This window comes from Morganella sp. B601 (assembly GCF_051172335.1).
Classification (GTDB): Bacteria; Pseudomonadota; Gammaproteobacteria; order Enterobacterales; family Enterobacteriaceae; genus Morganella; species Morganella morganii.
On sequence record NZ_JBPIZE010000001.1, the window covers coordinates 396,582 to 420,514 of the forward strand.

At 50.9% G+C, this 23,933-nt stretch carries 16 protein-coding genes; 13 read left to right on the forward strand and 3 right to left on the reverse strand.

The genetic code is table 11. The annotated features are described in order from the left end of the window. Positions 1–268: 268 nt before the first annotated feature. From ACSBQN_RS01800 to ACSBQN_RS01860, 13 genes are all read left to right on the forward strand, one after another. A complete protein-coding gene (locus tag ACSBQN_RS01800; RefSeq protein ID WP_214167125.1) occupies positions 269–1,555 on the forward strand; it encodes an HlyD family secretion protein in 1,287 nt (428 codons plus the stop codon). A 34-nt stretch (positions 1,556–1,589) separates the two neighbouring features. Continuing rightward, positions 1,590–3,704: a peptidase domain-containing ABC transporter gene (locus ACSBQN_RS01805; protein WP_214167124.1), complete on the forward strand. Its 2,115-nt coding sequence runs from the start codon at positions 1,590–1,592 to the stop codon at positions 3,702–3,704. Positions 3,705–4,020: 316 nt separating this feature from the next. After that, positions 4,021–4,914 (forward strand): pirin family protein, encoded by an 894-nt coding sequence (locus tag ACSBQN_RS01810; protein WP_036406364.1) that lies wholly within the window; start codon positions 4,021–4,023, stop codon positions 4,912–4,914. A 173-nt stretch (positions 4,915–5,087) separates the two neighbouring features. Further along, positions 5,088–6,104: an alcohol dehydrogenase AdhP gene (adhP, locus tag ACSBQN_RS01815; RefSeq protein ID WP_072869700.1), complete on the forward strand. Its 1,017-nt coding sequence runs from the start codon at positions 5,088–5,090 to the stop codon at positions 6,102–6,104. A gap of 944 nt (positions 6,105–7,048) precedes the next feature. Next, positions 7,049–8,410 (forward strand): nucleobase:cation symporter-2 family protein, encoded by a 1,362-nt coding sequence (locus ACSBQN_RS01820; protein ID WP_004237693.1) that lies wholly within the window; start codon positions 7,049–7,051, stop codon positions 8,408–8,410. Positions 8,411–8,550: 140 nt separating this feature from the next. Beyond that, the gene (gene gss, locus ACSBQN_RS01825) at positions 8,551–10,443 is read left to right on the forward strand and encodes a bifunctional glutathionylspermidine amidase/synthase (RefSeq protein ID WP_004240985.1); all 1,893 of its coding nucleotides are present in this window, start codon (positions 8,551–8,553) and stop codon (positions 10,441–10,443) included. 201 nt (positions 10,444–10,644) lie between these two features. Then, positions 10,645–10,893, forward strand: a complete 249-nt coding sequence (locus ACSBQN_RS01830; protein WP_024474782.1) for a type B 50S ribosomal protein L31 — start codon at positions 10,645–10,647, stop codon at positions 10,891–10,893. 17 nt (positions 10,894–10,910) lie between these two features. Next, positions 10,911–11,036: a type B 50S ribosomal protein L36 gene (gene ykgO / locus ACSBQN_RS01835; RefSeq protein WP_004237696.1), complete on the forward strand. Its 126-nt coding sequence runs from the start codon at positions 10,911–10,913 to the stop codon at positions 11,034–11,036. Positions 11,037–11,038: 2 nt separating this feature from the next. Next, the gene (zinT, locus tag ACSBQN_RS01840; protein ID WP_024474783.1) at positions 11,039–11,683 is read left to right on the forward strand and encodes a metal-binding protein ZinT; all 645 of its coding nucleotides are present in this window, start codon (positions 11,039–11,041) and stop codon (positions 11,681–11,683) included. Positions 11,684–12,252: 569 nt separating this feature from the next. Beyond that, positions 12,253–13,344, forward strand: coding sequence for a PfkB family carbohydrate kinase (locus tag ACSBQN_RS01845; RefSeq protein ID WP_004237698.1), 1,092 nt, complete (start codon positions 12,253–12,255; stop codon positions 13,342–13,344). Then, positions 13,341–14,273 carry a pseudouridine-5'-phosphate glycosidase gene (locus ACSBQN_RS01850; RefSeq protein ID WP_354633175.1) on the forward strand — a complete coding sequence of 311 codons (933 nt, stop codon included), beginning with the start codon at positions 13,341–13,343 and terminating at the stop codon, positions 14,271–14,273. The genes ACSBQN_RS01845 and ACSBQN_RS01850 overlap by 4 nt, the downstream gene beginning before the upstream one ends. Before the next feature lie 129 nt (positions 14,274–14,402). Further along, on the forward strand, positions 14,403–15,665 hold the full coding sequence (locus tag ACSBQN_RS01855; RefSeq protein ID WP_004237700.1) for a NupC/NupG family nucleoside CNT transporter: 1,263 nt from the start codon (positions 14,403–14,405) through the stop codon (positions 15,663–15,665). 303 nt (positions 15,666–15,968) lie between these two features. Next, positions 15,969–17,933, forward strand: coding sequence for an FAD-dependent oxidoreductase (locus tag ACSBQN_RS01860; protein WP_024474784.1), 1,965 nt, complete (start codon positions 15,969–15,971; stop codon positions 17,931–17,933). A 69-nt stretch (positions 17,934–18,002) separates the two neighbouring features. On the opposite strand, the gene ACSBQN_RS01865 is transcribed toward ACSBQN_RS01860, so the two are convergent. The 3 genes from ACSBQN_RS01865 to malX all read right to left on the reverse strand — a co-directional run bounded on the left by ACSBQN_RS01865 (position 18,003) and on the right by malX (position 23,852). Further along, complete coding sequence (locus ACSBQN_RS01865) at positions 18,003–19,484, reverse strand: nucleobase:cation symporter-2 family protein (RefSeq protein WP_004240980.1); 1,482 nt, start codon at positions 19,482–19,484, stop codon at positions 18,003–18,005. A gap of 1,611 nt (positions 19,485–21,095) precedes the next feature. Next, a complete protein-coding gene (locus ACSBQN_RS01870; protein ID WP_024474785.1) occupies positions 21,096–22,268 on the reverse strand; it encodes a MalY/PatB family protein in 1,173 nt (390 codons plus the stop codon). Between the two features lie 12 nt (positions 22,269–22,280). Further along, the gene (gene malX / locus ACSBQN_RS01875) at positions 22,281–23,852 is read right to left on the reverse strand and encodes a maltose/glucose-specific PTS transporter subunit IIBC (RefSeq protein ID WP_004237705.1); all 1,572 of its coding nucleotides are present in this window, start codon (positions 23,850–23,852) and stop codon (positions 22,281–22,283) included. Between the last annotated feature and the right edge of the window lie 81 nt (positions 23,853–23,933).

Here is a 23,933-nt window from a genome sequence, read left to right on the forward strand (position 1 = left end):
AATTCATCTAAAATAAGTACCGTGATGACTATATTCAGACAAAGTAATAAATAATGAAAGGGAAATCTAAATATGAATGCATTAAGTATTCAGAAACTGAAGCCGTTTCTGATGCCGGTTAATTAATACTATAACCCACATTATTGACTGTTCCGCAGTCAATATCATATTTTGAGGGAATTCATTATTTTATGAATTCCCGTTTTTTTATCTTTTCCCTGATACTGACGGCCTTTTATTCACCGGATAACTGCAGGCAGGGTCTATTGTGTTCCGCAAAGCCGCACTCGATAACCGAAAAATGAAATGGCGGGGTAAGGCCTTATTATTACCCGGTATTCCGCTGTGGCTGATAATTGCATGCAGTTTTCTGTTTTTAATGGTTTTTCTGACCTTTATCTTGTCCGGCAGCTATACGAGGCGGGTCAGTGTGACCGGAGAAATCACCACCAATCCCCGGGCGGTCATTGTATCAGCCGGTGTACAGGGCTTTATTACCGGGCAATATGTGAATGAAGGGCAGATTATCCGCAAAGGGGATCCGGTTTACCGTATTGATACCAGCAGGGCTACAGCCGGTGGTGTGGTCAGTGAAAATCAGCGTCGTGAAATTGAAAATCAGTTACAGCATATCCGTGATATGACCGCCCGTCTCAGAGATAACAAACACACCACTCTGGCCTCGCTCGAAAAACAAAAATCTCTTTATGCACAGGCACAGTTGCGATCAGCCGGGATTGTTGAGCGGGCGCAGGAAGGGATCCGTATTATGAAACAGAATATGGATAATTATCATCACTACCGGGAAAGCGGGCTGATAAATAAAGATCAGTGGCTGAATCAGGCTGCGCTTTATTATTCCCAGCAAAACAGCCTGCTGGGATTAAGCGGACAGAATGAACAGAATATTTTGCAGGTTACATCTCTGGAAAGCCAGATTCTCACTCAGGCCGCGGAATTTGATAACCGGATTTATCAACTGGAATTACAGCAGTCCGAGCTGATGAAAGAGCAGGTGAATAATGATGCGGGCGGCGAAATTATTGTCCGCGCCCTGACAGACGGCCGTGTGGATTCTCTCGGCGTGACCGTCGGCCAGATGGTCAATCCCGGCGATACCCTGCTGCAGATCCTGCCGGAAAATATCCGTCAGTACTGGCTGGTGCTCTGGGTGCCCAATGACGCGCTGCCCTATCTGAATGTCGGGGATGTGGTGAATATCCGTTATGAAGCTTTCCCTGCAGAGAAATTCGGCCAGTTTGCCGCCACCATTCAGGTGCTCTCCAAAACCCCCGCCTCCGCGCAGGAAATGATGACCTACGCGGGAGCGCCGAAAGTCAGTCAGATGCCGCAGTCCATCCCCTATTACAAAGTGATTGTGCGCCCCGGGAAACAGATGATCGCCTATGACGGCCGCGAACTCAGCCTGCAAAACGGCATGAAAGCCAATACCACGCTGTTTCTGGAGAAACGCAAAATCTATCAGTGGATGGTATCGCCGTTCTATGACATGAAACAGAGCGCCTCCGGGCCAACAGGAGCAGACACACCATGACAGAACGGACGCTGTTATCTGACCGGGAGGCTGCATGCGCCGTTTATCCCTGAAAAATTTGCTGGAAAAACTCGATCTCAGTCTGCGTCAGCGCATTCCGGTGATCCACCAGACCGAATCCTCTGAGTGCGGCCTCGCCAGCCTGGCGATGATTTCCGCCCACTACGGCAAAAGTATTGACCTGATTTCCCTGCACCAGCAGTTCAATCTCTCCGCACGGGGCGCGACCCTGGCCGGGCTGACCGGCATGGCCGCCGAACTGGGGATGACTACCCGTGCCCTGTCGCTGGATATGGACGACCTGCAGAACCTGCGGCTGCCGTGCATTTTACACTGGGATTTCAATCACTTTCTGGTGCTGGTGAAAATCAGCGGTAACAAATTTATCCTGCATGACCCGGCCTATGGCCGGCGGGTGGTCGGTATTGAGGAGATGTCGTGCAATTTTACCGGCGTGGCGCTGGAAGCCTGGCCCGGCAGCACCTTCACAAAGCAGGAGGTGGTGAAAAAACTCAGCTTGCGCAAGCTTATCGGCAATATTCACGGGCTGAAAAAAGCGCTGCTGAAAATCTTCGCGTTCTCCGTGGTGATTGAGGCCATCGGCCTGATTATGCCGGTCGGTACACAGCTGGTGATGGATCACGCTATTCCTGCCGGAGATCAGGGGTTATTGTCCCTGATTTGTGTCGGATTACTGTTCTTTATTCTGCTGAAAGCGGTGGTCAGTATGTGCCGCGCCTGGGCCAGCGTGATTATGGAAACGCTGATCAACGTCCAGTGGCAGTCCGGATTATTCACTCATCTGTTGCGCCTGCCGCTCAGCTATTTTGAGCGGCGCAAACTCGGGGATATTCAGTCCCGTTTCGGATCGCTGGATATCCTGCGCACCACCTTTACCACCAGCGTGGTCGGGGCGATCATGGACGGTATCATGCTGATCGGCGTGTTTATCATGATGATCCTCTACGGCGGCCATCTCACCTGGATTGTGCTCGGGTTTACCGCCGTATATATCGGGCTGCGGCTGGCGACCTACCGTTATTACCGCCAGCTGTCGGAGGAGTCGCTGATCAAAGAGGCGCGCGCCGGGTCGTACTTTATGGAATCCCTCTACGGCATCACCACGGTGAAAACCCAGGGCATGAGCGATCGCCGGGGGAATCACTGGCTGAATCTGAAAGTCGATTCCATCAATACCGGCATCCGCCTGACCAAGATGAACCTGATGTTCGGTGGGGTGAATACTTTTATTATGGCCTGTGACCAGATAGCCATCCTGTGGATCGGCGCAGGTCTGGTGATCGACAACGCCATGACCCTCGGGATGTTTATTGCGTTCAGCGCCTACCGCGAGCAGTTTTCCGGCCGCGCTGCCTCCATTATTGAGTTCCTGCTGCAACTGCGCATCATGAGCCTGCACAACGAGCGTATTTCCGATATCGCCCTCAACGAACAGGAAAATAAAAAGCCGGATGTGCCGTACGAGCCGCAGATGCAGGCTGCCGGGCTGGAAACCCGCAACCTGGTGTACAGTTACGACAGCCAGTCCGCACCGATCTTCCGCGATATTAATCTGTCGGTTGCCCCCGGTGAAAGTGTGGCGATAACAGGGCCGTCCGGCTCGGGAAAAACCACGCTGATGAAAGTGCTGTGCGGCCTGTTTGAACCGTCAGACGGCAAGGTATTCATTGATAACATTGAGATCCGCCAGCTCGGCGTCAATAACTACCACAAAATGATCGCCTGTGTGATGCAGGACGACAAACTGTTTTCCGGCTCGATCCGCGAAAATATCTGCGGTTTCACCGAAAATCCCGACGAGCAGCTGATGATTGCCTGTGCGCAGGCCAGTTATATTCATGATGTGATTATATCGATGCCGATGGGCTATGAAACGCTGATAGGAGAGCTGGGCGAAGGACTGTCCGGCGGGCAGAAACAGCGGATATTTATCGCCCGCGCCCTGTACCGAAAACCCCGCATCCTGTTTATGGACGAGGCCACCAGCGCACTGGATAAAGAGAGTGAATCTTACGTCAATCAGGCGATCTGCCAACTACCGATCACGCGGATTATTATTGCGCACCGCGAGTCGACGATTGAGTCAGCGGACCGCATTATTTCTCTTGCCGGGAAAAACAATAAATAAAGCTACGAAAATATAACCGGAAATAATAATCTCCGGATATGTATTTTATATTACCGTTAGTACTATAACTCTTGTGGCATTTTCTGAATTTTATGCAGAATATCCGGAATCTGTTGTATTTATCTGGTCAAACCGCTGAACCGGGCCAACGAAGCCCTGTGTGAGCGCTGATCCTGTCAGTCAGCCCCGCATATCATAGTGTGATATGCGGGGCTTTCTCTTTATTTGTCATGTGAATGCTTAACAGTATACTGATACCTTAAGGCAGCCGTCCGCTTGCTGACGGTACTCTCTCACTGACAAGGCAGGTGACACCATGACAGACAGACAAGAGGTCTTACCCCAGCGTATCAGCGCGCGGATTAAAGATGTCGGCGGCGTGCCGGTATCCCGTGCATTACCGGTAAAAGAGCGCCGTCAGATAGGTGCCTGGTGTTTTCTGGATCATGCCGGTCCGGCGGTTTTCAAAGGGGATGACGGCATGAAAGTCGGGCCGCATCCGCACATCGGCTTACAGACGTTCACCTGGATGCTGGAAGGTGAGGTACTGCACCGGGACAGCCTCGGGTCAGAGCAGATTATCCGCCCGGGACAGGTGAATCTGATGACGGCCGGACGCGGAATCACACATACCGAAGATTCCGCCGGCAGAAATGCCCGTCTGCATGCCGCCCAGCTCTGGATTGCCTTACCTCCGGCGGACAGCACTATCACGCCGCGCTTTGACCACTATCCTGATTTACCTGTCTGGCATCATGACCAGGTGAGTTTCACATTACTGACCGGCGAATATGGTGATCACCGTTCGCCGGTTCTGCATTTTTCCCCGCTGATCGGCATGGATTTGCTGGCACAGCAGGCAACACAAACCACACTCGATACCCGGCCGGACTTTGAATACGGCTTCTTTGTGCTGGAGGGCCAGCTGACATACCGCGGTGAAGTTTATACCGCCAATGAGCTGGTGTATGTCGGTGAAGGGTTGTCTTCTGTCACACTGACACTGATGAAAGGCTCGCGGTTACTGCTGCTGGGCGGCACTCCGGTGCAGGAACGGATAATGATGTGGTGGAATTTTGTCGGCTACGACGTACAGACACTGCAGCAGGCTGTCAGTGACTGGAACAATGGTGATGTCCGGTTCGGTACTGTTGAAAATGACCCCCGCGAGCCGCTGCCTGCTCCACTGTATCCCGCATCCCGCCTGTAACCGGCAATGGCTGATACACTCTGAATGCAATAATTCTTATTAATGATAGTTGAAATGATTGGCATTCAGAGTGCAGTATTATCCCGTATTTCACGCTAGAATAAACCAGTTAATGGTCGTTATGTTGCTGAACTGAACATAACTTTTCTGTTGTTCCATAACTGAGGTGAACTATGAAAGCAGCTGTTGTCGCAAAAAATAAGACCGTAGAAATCAAAGAGAAAACATTACGCCCACTGAAATATGGAGAAGCCCTGCTGAAAATGGAATGCTGCGGCGTGTGTCACACTGACCTGCATGTAAAAAATGCTGATTTTGGTGATGTCTCCGGTGTGATCCTCGGGCATGAAGGTATTGGTGTGGTGACGGAAATCGCGGAAGGGGTCACCTCACTGAAAGTCGGCGATCGTGCCAGTGTTGCATGGTTTTTCCGTGGCTGCGGCCATTGTGAATACTGTAACAGCGGCAAAGAAACTTTCTGCCGTGAAGTTAAAAATGCCGGTTATACCGTGGACGGCGGTATGGCGGAAGAGTGCATTGTGACTGCGGATTATGCGGTAAAAGTGCCGGATGGCCTGGATTCAGCCGCTGCGAGCAGTATTACCTGTGCCGGTGTCACAACTTATAAAGCAATTAAAGTTTCCGGCATCAAACCGGGTCAGTGGCTGGCGATTTACGGTCTCGGCGGATTAGGTAACCTGGCGCTGCAATATGCCAAAAACGTCTTTAATGCCAAAGTGATCGCTATTGATGTCAATGATAAACAACTGGCACTGGCAAAAGAGATGGGCGCCGATCTGACCCTGAATCCGAAAACCGATAATGTCGATGAAATCATTCAGAAAGACCTTGGCGGCGCGCATGCAGCGGTCGTTACCGCAGTAGCCAAATCCGCATTTAACTCGGCGGTCGGCAGTGTCCGTGCCGCAGGGCGTGTTGTGGCGGTCGGTCTGCCGGTGGAAACCATGGATCTGAGTATTCCGCGTCTGGTACTGGACGGTATCGAGGTTGTCGGTTCGCTGGTGGGAACCCGTGAAGATCTGAAAGAAGCATTCCGCTTTGGTGCCGAAGGCAAAGTAGTACCGAAAGTGGCAATGCGCCCGCTTGAAGACATTAATGCCATCTTTGAAGAGATGGAGCAGGGCAAATTTACCGGCCGTATGGTCATTGATTTTAAAAATAAAAAATAATCTGTCCGGTTATTTGCTGCAATATCCTTTAGCCGCCCGCTTGCGGGCGGTTAATGAGATGGTCACCCCCGCCCTGTGAGCGGTATGCTGACAGGGTGTTTTTCTTTCAGGAGAGGCCATCATGCAAAATATTACACTCATTGGTATCGATATCGGTAAACACACCTTTCATGTGCTTTGTCAGGATAAATCAGGCAAAGCGTTGTTGCACAAAACAATAGAGTGATTACAAAGCAAATCCCATGGGGCTTTGTTGTCCCGGTATCAGAAAAGAAAGACGCATTTTATCTCGGTGCTTTCAGTTTTCTCTGTGATGATAAATGCGTGGTTCTGTACATAAAGGTTGCGGATAAATGGATAATCAGACACCTGAGTATGGTATCAAATATTATTTTCTGGTGTTCTCGGATAACGATATTACTCTCCGCTGCGGGAATCAGTTCTCCTGAAATCCCGGTTTCAGTTTAATAACAACGGGTATGAACAGTATCAGTGACCGGGAGACTATGATGAACCGGCTGTCGGTGAGTTTCTGGCGCGTGTCCGCAATGAGAGGCAGGGGGCCGGGTTCCCGGGCTGCCGGTTCCGGTGAAATATACGGTGATACACGCTATCAATGTGATAACCGGAATTATTAAATTGAGAAGGCAATCGATTGTCACGCCGTGAGTCCTGAAAAATTACATTTTACAGGTGTAATAAAAATGCGGCGGGTATCTCGTTTTTAACGGCAAAATGCGTCAAAAAACCGGAATCCGGTCACGAAACACAGCATTTATGCTGATAAAAAATCACGCTGGTCTGAATTTTGCTCAATCGTTTAAATGATGAACAGATACCCGGGCCGGGTTCGTCATCATAGTGAGACACCCTGACGCCAGGGGTCATTTTCCGAGATCTTCGAATCGAAGCCGGGGAGTCCCGGTTGTAAGGGAGTCTGTTTCATGAGCAATCATAGTGTGGATCAAGCACAGGAACCGGTTAAGCCCGTTATTGACGAAGTTGAAGAAATATTACCTGCGGGAAAACTGATGATGCTGGGATTACAGCACGTGCTGGTGATGTATGCCGGTGCAGTAGCGGTACCGCTGGTTATCGGTGACCGGCTGGGGCTGAGCAAGGAAGTGGTGACACTGCTTATCAGTTCGGATCTGTTTTGCTGTGGTATCGTGACACTGTTGCAGTGTATCGGTATCGGGAAATTTGCCGGTATCCGTCTGCCGGTGATTATGTCTGTGACGTTCGCGGCGGTGACGCCGATGCTGGCTATCGGTGCCAACCCGGATATCGGCCTGATGGGGATTTTCGGCGCCACCATTGCAGCGGGGGTACTGACAACGCTGATAGTCCCGCTGATGGGAAAACTGATGCCGCTTTTCCCCAATATGGTCACCGGTATTGTGATCACCTCTATCGGACTGAGTATCATGCAGGTGGGGATTGACTGGGCAGCCGGCGGCAAAGGTAACCCGGAATATGGTCACCCGCTCTACCTCGGTATCTCATTTGCGGTTCTGCTGTCTATCCTGTTTATCACCAAATTCTGTAAGGGTTTTCTCTGTAATATCTCGGTATTACTGGGGATTATCTTTGGTTTTGTGTTGTCGCTGATGTGCAATGAGGTCAGTTTCGACGGCTATGCGGATGCGCCCTGGTTTAAACTGGTTACCCCGATGGCGCTGGGAACACCAACGTTTGAGCCGATCTCCATTATTACCCTCAGCGTGGTGCTGCTGATTGTCTTTATTGAATCGATGGGGATGTTCCTGGCGCTCGGGGAAATCGTCGGCCGTCCGGTCGGAAAAGATGACATTGTGCGCGGACTGCGGGTGGACGGGATCGGGACAGTTATCGGCGGTCTGTTCAATAGTTTCCCGCATACCTCATTTTCCCAGAACGTCGGGCTGGTGGGCGTGACAAAAGTCCACAGCCGCTGGGTGTGTGTGGTCTCCGGATTTATCCTGATCATCTTTGGTCTGCTGCCGAAAATGGCGGTGGTGATTGCCTCTATTCCGCAGTTTGTGCTCGGCGGGGCAGGGCTGGTGATGTTCGGCATGGTACTGGCGACAGGGATCCGCATTCTGTCCCGTGTTGATTACAGCGGCAATAATTACAATCTCTATATTGTGGCGATAAGCCTGGGGGTCGGGCTGACGCCGACACTCTCCGGTAATTTCTTTGCTAAACTGCCGATGTTCTTACAGCCGCTGCTGCACAGCGGGATCCTGCTGGCGACGGTCAGCGCAGTGATCCTGAACCTGTTTTTTAACGGTTATCATCCGAAAAAGGAAAGCCCGGCAACGTGATCTGACTCACTAAGCATAGCCCGGAGTGGTGATTGACACCGATGCAGAAAAGCATCGGTGTTTTTTTATGGACGGGCGTATACTGGATTATCAGTAAGCACAATTATTGGCAATCTAAATCATATCAGTAAGGCCGTACTATGAGTGGAATCATCACGGAGCATGAACCTTTCGGCACATTACTGGGCTATGCGCCCGGCGGTGTGGCTATCTATTCCTCTGACTACGATACCATCACGGACGCAGAGAAAGAGGATGATATTTCCTTCCGCAGTTATATCGGGAATGAATATATGGGATACAAATGGCAGTGTGTGGAATTTGCCCGCCGCTTCCTGTATCTCAATTACGGTGTGGTGTTTACCGATGTCGGTATGGCGTATGAGATTTTTTCCCTGCGTTTTCTGCGTCATGTGGTGGATGACAGCATTCTGCCGCTGCGTGCGTTTAAAAACGGCTGCCAGCAGGCACCGGTAGCCGGGTCATTGCTTATCTGGCAGGAAGGGGGCGAGTTTAAACGCACCGGCCATGTGGCGGTGATAACTCAGGTGTGTGCGGATAAAGTCCGGATTGTGGAGCAGAACGTCATCCACCATAAACTGCCGCGCGGTCAGCAATGGACCCGCGAGCTGCCGATGCATGTCAAAGACGGTTATTACACTCTGTCAGATACGTTTCCGGATACACAGATCCTCGGCTGGATGATCCAGACAATTGATGATGAGTATGCCTGGACAGAACCGGCGGTGGATCCTGCGCTGATGACACTGCATGCTGCCCGTCTGGATGAGAAAGCCGATTTCACCGGTAAATGGCTGGATGAGTCGGATCCGATGGAAAAAGCCTATGTCAAAGCTAATCACGGCCACAATCTGAATGCGGATCCGCATGAATATTTCACCATTTCAGAGACTGCCGAAAATGCACTGATGCAGGCAACCAACGAAGTCCATCTGATGTACCTGCACGCCACGGAGAAAGTGCTGAAAGATGACAATCTGCTTAAATTATTCAATATCCCGGAAATCCTCTGGCCGAGACTGCGGCTCTCCTGGCAGAACCGGCGTCACGATATGGTGACCGGCAGACTGGATTTCTGCATGGATGAGCGCGGTCTGAAAGTGTATGAATACAATGCGGATTCTGCCTCCTGTCATGCAGAAACCGGGGTGATTATTAATAAATGGGCGAAACAGGGCGGGCTGACCGAAGGCTGGGATCCGGGGGAACGCCTGTCAGAAATGCTGGCGGATATCTGGAAACACACCTCGGCCAAGCCGTTTATCCATATTATGCAGGATAAAGACAGCGAGGAAGACTATCACGCCCTCAATATGGCGCGGGCCATCACGGCGGCAGGGTACGGATACCGGGTCATTCACGGGCTGGATGAACTGAGCTGGAACGAAAGCGGACAGGTCATCGACGGTGAAGGGCGCGTGCTTAAATGTGTCTGGAAAACCTGGGCGTGGGAAACGGCGCTGGAACAACTGCGTCAGGAAAGTGAAAGCGACCGGACATACTCCGCACTGCCTATCCGTACCGGCCATCCGCGTCATGGAGATGATGTGCGGCTGATTGATGTGCTGCTGCGCCCGGAAATCCGTGTATTTGAGCCACTGTGGACGGTGATCCCGGGCAACAAAGCGATTCTGCCGATCCTGTGGTCGCTGTTCCCGCATCATCCTTATCTGCTGGATACAGAATTTGAACTCAGCGACGAACTGCGCCGGACCGGTTATGCGGTTAAACCGATCGCCGGACGCTGCGGCAGCAATATCGGGCTGGTGGATCACCGCGACGAAGTGCTGGATGAAACCTGCGGCCGTTTCGGTGAGCAGGAAAACGTCTATCAGCAGCTCTGGTGTTTACCGAAAGTGGCAGGCCGCTATATCCAGATGTGCGCCTTTACTGTCGGCGGCCACTACGGCGGTGTCTGTCTGCGTTCGGATCCGTCTCTGGTTATCAAAAAAGAGAGTGATATTGAGCCGCTGCGGGTTCTGGAGGATAAGGACTTTCTGGCGGAGAATTGATTTCTTACAGTGATACCTTTCCCGGGCAGCTCCCGTATTCACCGGTGGCTGCCCGTTTTTATATCCTTTTGATCTGATTTATGTTTCCTTTTTTTCCGCGATCGCACTCCTTTCCCGTATAAAAATCATGGTTAAAAAACAGTGGTCAACCACGATAAAAATCATTATTGTTATATTATAACATAACAAAATGAGGCGACCATGAAACCCGATATTCATCCGGATTACCGGACAGTCATCTTCCACGACACCGCAGCAGACGTGTATTTCAAAGTCGGATCCACTATCAGAACGGAAAGAACCATTGAGTTTGAAGGGCAGACTTATCCTTATGTCACTCTGGATGTTTCATCCCACTCTCACCCGTTCTATACCGGCAAACAGAAAACACACTCTCAGGAAGGGAATGTGGCCCGTTTTACCAAGCGCTTCGGGCGTTTTGTACATTAAAAGAAGAGGAAAAACCGATGCAGGTATTAAGTTCACTGAAAAGTGCGAAACAGCGTCATCCGGACTGTAAAATTGTCCGTCGTCGCGGCCGTATCTATGTGATTTGTAAGTCCAACCCGCGTTTTAAAGCCGTACAGGGGTGATTATGACAGCTAAATCAGTTCTCCCGTTACTGTTACTGGCGGGATTATTCAGCGGTGCGGCGGTGGCACACGGACACCATCACGACAAACCGCAGACAGAAGCACAGCGCAAGGCAGCAGAAGGAATTTTTGCTGACAAGGATGTCAAAGACCGGCAGTTGAGCGACTGGGATGGCGTCTGGCAGTCTGTTGAGCCTTACCTGGCCAGCGGCGAGCTGGACCCGGTGATGCAGGCGAAGGCTGCGAAGAACGGCGATAAAACGGCAGAAGAGTATCGTGCTTATTATACAAAGGGATATAAAACCGATGTGGATATGATTGGTATTGAAAATAATATCATCGAATTCCATCGCGGGGATAAGGTGGATCAGTGTGAGTATCAGTATGCCGGTTACCGGATCCTGAATTACACCTCCGGCAAGAAAGGGGCACGTTATCTGTTTGAGTGCAAAGATAAAAACAGTCATGCACCGAAATATATCCAGTTCAGCGACCATATCATTGCACCGGAAAAAGCGGGTCATTTCCATCTGTATATGGGTAATGAGTCTCAGGAGGCACTCCTGACTCAGCTGGACAACTGGCCGACCTATTATCCTTATACGATGAGCGGAAAAGATATCGTTCACGAAATGCTGCATCACTGACAGTAAAGCTGCGCAGCAATATAAAACCGGCAGACCGGAAACAATCTCTGTTTCCGGGCTGTTTTGTTATTTCATTAACAGATGAATATAAAACTTGATTAATCGTGTCAGTTAAAAATAAAATAAGAATAAGCGATTCAGCAAGCCGGATTAAACAGATTTGCCGCAATAAACATCAGGTCTTTTTTGTTTTTATCTCAGGCTTATTTATTTGATATAAGTCACAGTATTTATGTAACGATAAAGGGCGCATTTCAGCGTTATTATTCTAAGATCATGAAAACAAACAGATGTTTGCTTATATAACAACCCGAACATAACAGATTGATAGATATGAAAATTATTTTTAATTAAATCCTCTTTTTTTGATGGTTATTATTTTGTGTTTTTTATTTTATTTTTGAAGATATAAAAAACATGATCTCCCTCCGGTTTTTCTGCTGAAAACGCACTCTCCTCATTTTACGATCATCCCTTAAATTCCGGCGAAATCTTTATTTCAGCGCTTTACTTTGTGGCGGACAAAAAATAAAACAAGCACATGTTTAATAACCAACAAGTGTCCGCTTATGACCAGTCGAGAAAAACAAATCCTTCAGATCCTCCGGCGTGACCCGCTCATTCCGCAGCAGGAACTGGCCGGCGTATTAGGTATCAGCCGCTCTGCGGTGGCCGGACATATAATGAATCTGATGAATAAAGGCTACATCAAGGGTAAGGGATACATCCTCTCCGAGCACCGCTATGTGGTGACTGTCGGTTCAGCCAATATGGATGTTTGTGGTTATTCTGACCTGAATCTGGTGTATGAAGATTCTAATCCCGGTCACATTAAATGTTCACCCGGCGGGGTCGGGCGCAATATCGCCCAGAATATTGCCCTGCTGGGCTGTGAGTCTCATTTTATCTCCGTTATCGGTGATGATTTCTACGGTAACACCCTGTATGAGCAGGCAAAACTGGCCGGTGTGAATGTCAGCAATCTGCACCGCCTGCACGGGGAAACCACCTCTACCTATCTGTCACTGCTGGATCCGCAGGGTGAAATGATCACCGCCATCAATGACATGCGCATCCTGGAAAAACTGACCCCGGCGCTGCTGGCGACCTCCCGCGACCTGATCCGGCACGCCGGTGTGCTGGTGGCGGACTGCAATCTGTCAGAAGGCGCGCTGGAGTGGCTGTTTACCAATGCGGGCAATGTACCGGTCTTTGTCGATACCGTTTCCGCGTTCAAAGCAAACAAAATCAAGCCGTGGCTCAGCCATATACACACCCTGAAACCGAACCGCTTTGAGGCGGAAATTCTCACCGGTATCAAAGTGGAGAATAAACAGGATGTGGTGCGTGCCGCCAATGCCCTGCATGAGCAGGGTGTACAGCGCATTGCCCTGAGTATGGGCGGCGAAGGCGTTTATTACAGCGAGGCGGGCGGCGAAAACGGTTGGTCGAAGCCGTTCAGTGTCCACATTGTCAATGTGACCGGTGCCGGTGACGCCATGATGGCAGGTCTTGCCCGCTGCTGGCTCGAAGGCGAGCCGCTGTCACAGAGTATCCGTTTTTCCCAGGGCTGTTCCGCCCTGACGCTCGCCAGCGAGCTGACAAATAATCCCGGTCTGTCAAAAGACAGTGTTCACAAACTAATGGAATCACAAGCATGAAAACTCAACAACTGAACGCAGAATATCTGGATATTTCCCCTGAGGTTGCACAGGCGCTCGCGGAGAAAAAGCCGGTTGTGGCACTGGAATCCACCATTATTTCTCACGGCATGCCGTATCCGGACAACGTGAAAATGGCACTGGAAGTTGAACAGCGTATCCGTGATAACGGTGCGATCCCGGCAACGATTGCCGTGATTAACGGCCGCATGAAAGCGGGTCTGTCTCATGATGAGATTGAGATGCTCGGCAAAGAAGGCCACAAGGTGATGAAAGTGAGCCGCCGCGACCTGCCGTTTGTGATTGCACAGGGGATTCACGGTGCGACGACTGTTGCCTCCACCATGATTATCGCGGAAATGGCCGGGATTGCTGTTTTTGCCACCGGCGGGATCGGCGGTGTGCACCGTGGTGCGGAACACACCTTTGATATCTCAGCAGATTTACAGGAACTGGCACAAACCAATGTGGCGGTTGTCTGTGCGGGTGCCAAATCTATCCTGGATCTGGGGCTGACCACAGAATATCTGGAAACCTACGGTGTGCCGGTTGTCGGCTATCAGACGGATAAATTACCGGCATTCTTCTGCCGTGAAAGCGAATTCCCGGTCACCATCCGCATGGAAACCCCGGAAACCGTGGCAAAAGCACTGCATGCCAAGTGGGCGACCGGTCTGAACGGCGGCATGGTAATTGCCAACCCGATCCCGCATGAGTTTGCGATGCCGGAAGAAACCATCAACAGCGCGATCGCACAGGCTGTGCGCGAAGCGGATGAGCAGGGCATTAACGGCAAAGCAAGCACGCCGTTCCTGCTGGCCCGTGTGGCAGAGCTGACCGGCGGTAACAGTATTAACTCCAACATTGAACTGGTGTTCAACAACGCGAAACTGGCTGCCCGTATCGCCTCCGCTTATCAGCAACTGTAAGCGGCTGACCGGTTACCGGTCATAACAACGAATGAAATACCTGACCCGGTAAGGTGCTGATCTCACAATCAGCCTTTACCGGGCATTGCAGCATACAACTGATGAGTATAATAACTACGGGGCCGGATTATGGATTTATTACGGAGTTTGGCGGGGATCGGCGTTTTATTACTGATAGCATTTCTCTTTTCGGTGAATAAGCGGAAAATCAGTCTGCGCACTGTCGGCGCGGCACTGCTGTTACAGGTGGCGCTTGGTGCCATCATGCTGTATATCCCGGCGGGGAAATGGTTTATTCAGACCATCGCGTCGGGTGTGAACAACGTTATTGCCTACAGTGACGCGGGCAGTTCCTTTATTTTCGGCAGCCTGGTCGGCCCGAAAATGGATGTGTTATTTGACGGAGCCGGGTTTATCTTCGCATTCCGCGTCTTACCGGCCATTATCTTTATCACGTCTCTGATCGCGATTTTGTATTACCTCGGCATTATGCGCTGGGTGATCAACGTTCTGGCGTATGTCTTCCAGAAAACCATGAAAATCAGCAAGATCGAATCTTTTGCGGCAGTAACTACCATTTTCCTCGGTCAGAATGAGTTACCGGCGGTACTGAAACCCTTTGTCAGCCGGATGAATAACAATGAATTATTCACCGTAATATGCAGCGGTATGGCCTCCATTGCCGGGTCAATGCTGGTGGGTTACGCCGGACTGGGCGTGCCGATTGAATATCTGCTGGCGGCGTCTCTGATGGCGATTCCGGGCGGGATCCTGTTTGCGCGGATGTTAAGCCCGGCGACACAGGAATCGACCGTGGAATTCACCGAAATCTCCTTCAGTGAAAAACGCCCGGCCAGCATTATTGAGGCGGCGGCAGGCGGTGCGATGCTGGGGCTGAAGATTGCCGTTGGTGTGGCAACGGTAGTGCTGGCGTTTGTGGCACTGATTGCCCTGATTAACGGCCTGATTGGCGGCCTCGGCGGCGTTATGGGTTTTGAGGGCGTCAGTCTGCAAAGCCTGTTCGGCTATATTTTCTCACCACTGGCATATCTGATGGGCGTGAGCAGTGAGCACATTGCGCTGGCAGGCAGCCTGATCGGTGAAAAACTGGCGATCAACGAGTTCGTGGCCTATGTGGATTTCTCTCCGCATTTACACGACGGCACACTGGATGCCAAAACGATTGCTGTGATCTCCTTTGCCTTATGCGGTTTTGCCAACTTCGGCTCGATTGCGGTAGTGGTCGGGGCGTTCAGTGCGGTTGCGCCGGAGCGGGCATCGGATATCGCCCGTGTCGGGATCCGTGCACTGCTGGCAGCGACCTTATCCAACCTGATGAGTGCCACCATTGCCGGATTGTTTATCGGCCTGGCCGTGGCACCGGGTGTCTGACCGGTTCAGATGAATGTCCGGTATTTACAGACGCTTCCTTATACAGGAAGCGTCTGTTACCAGCTGATACGATTCAATTTTTTTTATTCCGCTTAAGACCGCGTCAGGTCAAAAAAACAAATCCCGCACCCCGTTAAAGTAAAAAAAATCCGGTAGCCCTGTTGCGCGTGTGTTATTGCCTTCCTGCATCCGCAGAATTTGACCCGCCCCGCAAAATGACCATAAAACCGACAAAGAAGGGCCGAATGTGCCCGGTTATTGCATGGTTACCAATACCGAAAACCCGGAAAGCGATAGGTGAACATGAACAAATGTATAGTTGCGGACAGCCAGAAATGCATCGGATGTCACGCCTGCGAAATTGCCTGCGTTGTCGCGCATAATGATCACCACTGGCCACATGACAGCCGTGATTACGCCCCCCGTATCCGTGTCATGTTCAAAGAGAGTGACAGCCTCGCTGTCACCTGCCGCCAGTGCGAAGACTCCCCCTGTGCCGCTGCCTGCCCGGTGGATGCCCTGTATGTGGCGGACAATATAGTCAAACTGGATCAGGAAAAATGTATCGGCTGTAAAAGCTGTGTGCTGGTCTGCCCGTTCGGGGCGATGGAAATGGTGATGACGTTCGATCACTCGCACGAACTGGCGCAGAAATGCGATTTATGTGATACCACCGGCGGGTCACCCGCGTGCGTGGCTAACTGCCCGACCAGCGCACTCAGCATCCTGGATGAACACAAACTGGTGATCCTGCGCAATGACCGCCTGATGCGGGCAGCCACCGGTGCATACAACCAGGCGCGTCAGTCGGAAATCCGTTTTGAGATCCTCAAACGTCCGCCGCGTGAAGGAACAAAGAAACAGAGTGCAGCTCTGCGGAAAAATCATTTCGGCGAAATTTATATCGGGCTGAATGAACAGTGTGCCGGTTATGAAAGTGAGCGCTGCCTGTACTGCTCACAAAAAGCGATGTGTAACCTGTCATGCCCGCTGCATAACGCCATTCCGGATTTCGTCCGTCTGGTGCGCGAAGGCAAAATTATTGAGGCGGCGGAGCTGAGTAACTCAACCAGTTCGCTGCCGGAAATCTGCGGCCGTGTCTGCCCGCAGGACAGATTGTGTGAAAGCCGCTGTACGCTGCGTAACCACGGCGGCGCGGTCACTGTCGGGAACATCGAACGCTATATCACAGATACCGCCTTTGAGATGGGCTGGCGTCCGTCTGTGGCGGAGGATGTGGTTCCGCGTCCGGAACGTGTCGCGATTATCGGTGCCGGACCGGCCGGGCTGGGCTGTGCGGATGTGCTGACCCGTGCAGGGGTGAAAGCTGAGGTGTTTGAGCGCCATCCGGAAATCGGCGGACTGCTGACCTTCGGGATCCCGCCGTTCAAGCTGGACAAACAGCTGATGGCACAGCGGCGGCAGATTTTCACGGATATGGGGATCACCTTCCATCTGAACTGTGAAGTCGGCAAAGATATCCCGTTCAGCCGCCTGATGAGCGAGTATGATGCAGTACTGCTGGGTGTCGGCACCTACGGCATGATGAAAGCCGGGCTGGAACATGAGGATTCCCCGGGCGTGGTGCAGGCACTGCCGTTCCTGATCGCCAGTACCCGCGAGGTGATGGGGCTGCCGGTGGCGGATGAATACCCTTGGATTGATGTGGAAGGGAAAAAAGTGGTGGTGCTCGGCGGCGGTGATACCGCGATGGACTGTGTCCGTACTGCTGTCCGCCGTGGTGCTGAGAGTGTTATCTGCGCCTACCGCCGTGATGAGGCGAGTATGCCGGGCTCGAAGAAAGAGGTGATCAACGCCCGCGAAGAGGGTGTGGAATTCCTCTATAACGTGCAGCCGCAGTTTATTGACCGCACTGAGCTGGGAGCCGTCAGCGGTATCGGGCTTATCCGCACACAACTCGGTGAACCGGGGCCGGATGGTCGCCGTCGTCCGAAACCAGTGGAAGGCTCTGAATTTATCCTTGATGCGGATGTGCTGATTATGGCGTTCGGCTTCCAGTCTCATCCGATGCCGTGGCTCAGCGGTTATAATGTCCAGCTGGATAAATGGGGACAGATTAAAACCGGCGGCAACGGCCGCATGAGCAACCAGACCACCAACCCGAAAATCTTTGCCTCCGGTGATGCGGTGCATGGTGCAGATCTGGTGGTCACCGCTATGGCTGCCGGTCGTCAGGCCGCCCGCGAGATGCTGAGCATGTTCGATGAACAGGCACAGTCACCGCAGGCGATGGTCAGTAACGCATAACAGAGAGCAGTAAAAACAAAACCGCGATAATGATTATCGCGGTTTTTTTACGGGCAGAAATCAGAAGGGTCAGATAACGCGTTTGTTCTCCGCACTCATGGCCATATCCGGCAGGTCACGCTCTGCATCCGGGATATCCAGCATGGCTTCCAGCTCGTCAGCCAGCACATCCGGCTCTTCCTCATTGGCCGCACCACGCGGTTGTCCGACAGGGATCAGCAGATTCAGGATAATCGCCGTCAGACCGCCGACACAAATCGGGTTCTCGGCAAGAATATATAAAGACGGCGGCAGGATGCTGAAGATCTGCGGATCATAAGAAACACCCAGTCCGAGACCCAGGGATGTTGCCACAATCAGGGTTTCGCGGCGGCGCAGGCCGTTGGAGATAATAATGCGCAGCCCGGCAATGGCAATCATGGAGAACATCAGTGTCATTGCCCCGCCCAGTACCGGTGCCGGAATGGTGGTAAAGAACCAGCCGATACCCGGGAACAGGCCGAGGAACACCAGGATCACAGCAATGAAGCGCCCGATATAACTGGAGGCCACACCGGTCATCTGGATCACACCGTTGTTCTGGGCAAAGGTGGTCAGCGGCAGCGAGCCGAGAGCTGACGCAATAACGGATACCACACCATCCGCCATTACACCGCCTTTCAGCCGGTTCTGGTACACTTCACCTTTAATCGGCTGATTGGACACCATAGCTGTCGCCGTCAGGTTGCCGACCGCTTCCAGCACGCTGAGGATATAAATAATGGCGACCACCAGGAAGTGGGTGAAATTAAATGAGAAGCCGAATTTAAACGGCACCGGTACCGTAATAAACGCGGTGTTCTGATAGGTGCTGAAATCCACCAGCCCGAGGAACAGCGAGGCAATATAGCCTGCCACCAGGGCAATGGCGATCCCGCCCATCCGCAGCAGCGGGCTTTTGCAGCAGTTAAAGCCGATCACCACCAGCAGGACCAGTAATCCCACACCGATATTTTCATAGTTGCCGTATGTGCCGGCTGATTTGGCAGAGAAACCGCCGCCGAAGTCGATAATTCCGACCTTGATAAGGCTCAGGCCGATCATCAGCACCACCACGCCGCTGACAGTCGGGGTGATTATCCGGCGCAGATAAGGCAGCACAAAAGAGGAACCGACAACCAGGAAAGCACCGGCGAAAGAGACGCCGAGCAGAGAGGACAAAATCAGTTCTTCATGGAGCCCGTCACTGCGCATGGCGGTGCCGATGGCAATCATGGCAGTCACGAATGAGAAGTTGACGGACTGAATAGATAACAGGCCGGAGCCCATCGGCCCGTAGCGGTTAACCTGTATCCAGGTACCGATGCCGGAGGCAATCATAACCATAGAAACCAGATAAGCTGTGGTATCGGCGGATAAATCCAGGGCTTTGCCCACAATCAGGGCAGGCATCACCATCGGAACAAACAGGGCCAATAAATGGGTTACCGCACCAAGAAGGGCCTGGAAAAACGGGGGCTTGTCGTCCAGCTGATAGATTAGATCAGAGGTTGGATGATTGAGATCTGACATCCTTCTCTCCTTTATAATAAATGGAATGAGAGGTCATACGTCGGCCTCAGCGGATCGTTTGGTACAGGGAATAAAGCAATAACTGAACCAGCGGCGCGACAAAGAAATAAAAATGTGAGAGATCTCTTAAATCATCTGCGATTTGTGAAACGTGTCACCGGGGATTTGCGAAGGGCTTTCCGTACCGGTCAGCCGGGCGGGAGAAAAGCAGAGTGAACAGGGTTTGTACAGTATGAGAATGATATCATCTCATTTTGATAATGAAACGGCAGTGATAATGGTATCCCTCCGGAACCTTTACGCCGGAAGGGGATGCAGATGCTCTGCGGAGTGACTATCACGTTAATTAAATTTTATTTAAATAAGATATTTCCATTTTTTGTTAATGGAATTATATTAGAAATTGGTTTATTAAATTATAAATACCAATTAAGAATGTGCAATTATCTTAAATAAACGGACAAAGGTAAAAGTGGATTACGTTATTTTACTGTTATTCATTATATAAATTAATATTTTCATGTTGTTTTTTTGTTATATTATCGGCATGTTATTGTTCAGGGTAAATAATTCCGGTACAGTTAGGTTATAAATATAATTTTTATAATCAATGTATTACGTGTATTTTGATGAAGGCATGGGTTGTGCATGAGATGAGTATTATCCTAAAAACACAGCAGTGTCATATAAAACAATTTGGCCTTAAATTTTATCAAAATAATCATATGACATGCTCGCCCGGATTTTTTGTCTGTTTGTATCAATAACGCGGTGTTTTATTGTGTGTTTGCATAATTCATCATTTTTTTATGTCATAAACAAAAGAAGAAATACTAATAAAAGGAATGAAGGTGAAAAGTTAAGCTATTTACACATAAAGCTAATCCATTTCTTATTGACGGTATATTTTATGATAATAATCTTTAACCTTAATAAGTGAGTGAGATATATTTATTTTCTTTCGGGTAAATATATCCCTTGTTTTAAATTGAGCATTTTCTTATTGGTCTTTGTGTTTTTTAAATGTAAATTGAAATTGTGTTCACGTTATATATTCTCAGTTTTAATTAAGTATCGGGATGCTGTTTTATAATTAATGCCGGGCGTGAACTGTAAATTAATCTTCAGATACATCACTGAAAATATTAAAAAACGCAGTTATTACAGATATTTCTTATAACCGGAGTGTTATAAGTTAATATGCCCGCAAGGATGCGAATATAACCTGACTGACTCGTTATTATCTTAAAAAATAAAGGAATTATTTTTAATGATTTAGCGGGATAACGGATATATCCCGCGGGGACATAAACGGATGTTACCGGACAAGGTAAACGGACTTACCACACGGATGTATTATCAGGGAGCCTGTGTTTTATCATCACAGGTAATAAAAGGATTTACCCCGGGAAGGGGACGGTAAAAGGAATTTACCGTTACACGGAAGTAAGAGCGGATAGGTGTCGTGCCCCGATGCTCTGATGAAAACGGACTTTCACTGCAGTGCGCATGACAAATCAGAGCAGTTAAGTATTGTCAGTACAAGGTAAAACATCGGTAATTATGGCGACCCTGTTGACGGAATACAGCAAGGTCGCCAATTTTTTTCTGTTACCGGGCGTTTTTCAGACGATTTACCGCTTCCGCCAGCAGTGCGCGCGGCGTACCGAAGTTAATCCGCAGATACTGTTCACCATCCGCCACATAATGACTGCCGTCCTCAACCACCACGCCGGTCTGCCGGGCATAATCCAGTGTCAGTTCTGTCGCTGTGCGTCCGGTGGCGCTGATATTCACCCAGGCGAGGTAAGAGGATTCCGGTTGCATCATCCGCCAGTCCGGGAAATGCTCCGCCACGGCCTGTGTCAGATAATCCGCATTGCCTCTCAGGTAGAGGTTCAGCTCATCCAGCCAGTCAGTGCTGTTGTTGTAAGCCTCAATAATGCCCCATACCCCGAACAGATTAGGTGAGGTAATGGAGTTTTTCTCCAGCTGACGGCGGAATTGTGCCCGCAGTGCGGGGTCGGGAATGATGCTGTAAGAGGTTTTCAGCCCGCCGAGGTTAAAGGCTTTGTTCGGTGAGGTCAGGAGGATCAGATTCTCCGGCGCTGCACATCCCGGGCGCAGACAGCCGGTGAAGCTGCCGTACAGCACATGTTCCGCATGCACTTCATCAATCACCAGCAGCACACCGTATTGCAGACACAAATCCGAGACCTGTTTTATTTCCGCCGCCGTCCAGATACGGCCGGACGGATTGTGCGGCGAGCAGAACAGCCAGACTTTCGGCCGGTGTTCGCGCATCTGCGCCTCAATATGATCAAAATCAAGGTGATAGCGGTTATCCCGCGCCACCAACGGATTGGTCAGCACAGTAACATTTTGCCGGGTCACTGCATGGGCAAACGGATCATACACCGGTGTATTCATCATCACACAGTCGCCCGGCTGACAGAATGCCTGTACCAGATAGTGCAGGGTGGAAACCGTACCGTAACTGAGTGTCACCCACTCCCGCTGAACCGTGACCTGATGGCGCTCTGCCTGGAAGCGGACCACCGCATCGTAAAATTCATCAAAGCACCAGGTGTAGCCGAAGGTACCGTGCTGTGCCACCTGCGTGAACCGCTCAATCACCGCCGGCGGGGATTTGAAATCCATATCCGCTATCCACAGCGGAATGAAATCCTGCGGGACATCCCCGAAGCGGGAACAGACATACTGATGATCCCATTTCCGGCAGCGGTCACTTTTGCGCTCAATTATTTCATCAAAATCGTACATGCTCAGTTCCTGTTAAATTAAAGCTTCAATGCCGGATTTCACACTCTGCACCTGCGGGCCGATAATCACCTGCACACTGTGGGCATCCAGTACCACCACAGAGAGGGCACCGGCCTCTTTCAGGGTCTTCTGATCCACCTTGTCCATATCCTTCACCACCAGACGCAGACGGGTGATACAGTTATCCAGCGAATCAATATTCTCTTTGCCGCCGAGTGCGGTGAGGATCAGGTTGTGATCGTATTTGGCTTTGCCGCGTGCTTTTGTATTGGCTTTCACTGCCTGTTCGGCACCGTCAGCAGCATCTTCACGGCCCGGCGTTTTGACATCATGCTTCAGAATGTACCAGCGGAAGACAAAGAAGTAGATAGCGAACCAGATAATCCCGACCGGGAACACCAGATACCACTTGGTGGCTGTTCCCTGCATGATGCCGAAGATCAGCAGATCGAGAATCCCGCCGTCAGTGTTACCGATAGTCACGCCGAGCAGTGCCATCACCAGCAGGGCAAGACCGGACATAATAATGTGGAAGATATAGAGCACCGGCGCGATAAACAGGAACAGGAACTCAATCGGCTCGGAAATCCCGGTCACGACGGAAACCAGTACCCCGGACAGTAATAACCCTTTGATCACCGGACGGTTCTCCGGTTTCGCGGTGCGGTAGATAGCATAAGCGACCGCAGGCAGACCAAAGATAAAGGTCGGCATAAAGCCCTGTGACAGGAACGCGGTGACATGCGGGCTGAACGGCAGGCCGGCTTTCAGTTCGGCATAGAAAATATTCAGCGCCCCGGCGACTTCATAACCATCAACAAATTCCGTGCCCCCGGCCGGGGTAAAACGCACCATTGCCAGCAGAATATGATGCAGCCCGAACGGCTTGAGCAGCAGCACGCCGACGCCGTACAGGAACGGGCCGAAAACATCTGTGCTCTGAATAATATGGCCGATCCCGGCAATGCCCATAGCGACATATTTCCACAGGAACGGGATCGCGAGGCCGACCAGTGACAGCGTCAGTGCGGTGATAATCGGCACAAAACGGATGCCGCCGAAAAATGCGAAAGCATCATGCAGCACCGTATCCTGGAACCGCTCATGCAGGAAATAGGTGATAACACCGACCACAATCCCGCCCAGCACGCCCATTTCGAGGGTCTGGATCCCCAGCACCACGGACTGCCCGACCTGTTTCATCATCGCCGGGTCGGCAAGCTGGTGGGTGACGGTCAGATAATAGTTGATGCTCATGTTCATCAGCATATAGCCGACAAACCCGGCAAAGGCGCCGACCGCTTTGTTACGGTTTGCCAGTCCGAACGGAATAGCCATGGCAAACATCACCGGCAGATAGGTAAAGGCAAAGCCGCCGACCATCGCCATAAAACCAAAGGTCAGCTGGACAAATTCATTGCCGAGAAACGGAAAACTGCTGATAGCGGAAGGACTGGTGACCGAACTGCCTATCCCGAGTAATAACCCCATGAATGCCAGTAACGAGACGGGAAACATAAAGGTTTTCCCGAGACTTTGAAAAAATTCCCAGAGTTTGGATTTAAACGACTTTTCCTGCGACATCGTAGAGTACTCCTCAGCTTCTTTATAATTTATTGGTTAAGGGGTGTTACGGGACAGTATTTTTTATTGTTGTTTTTTTTA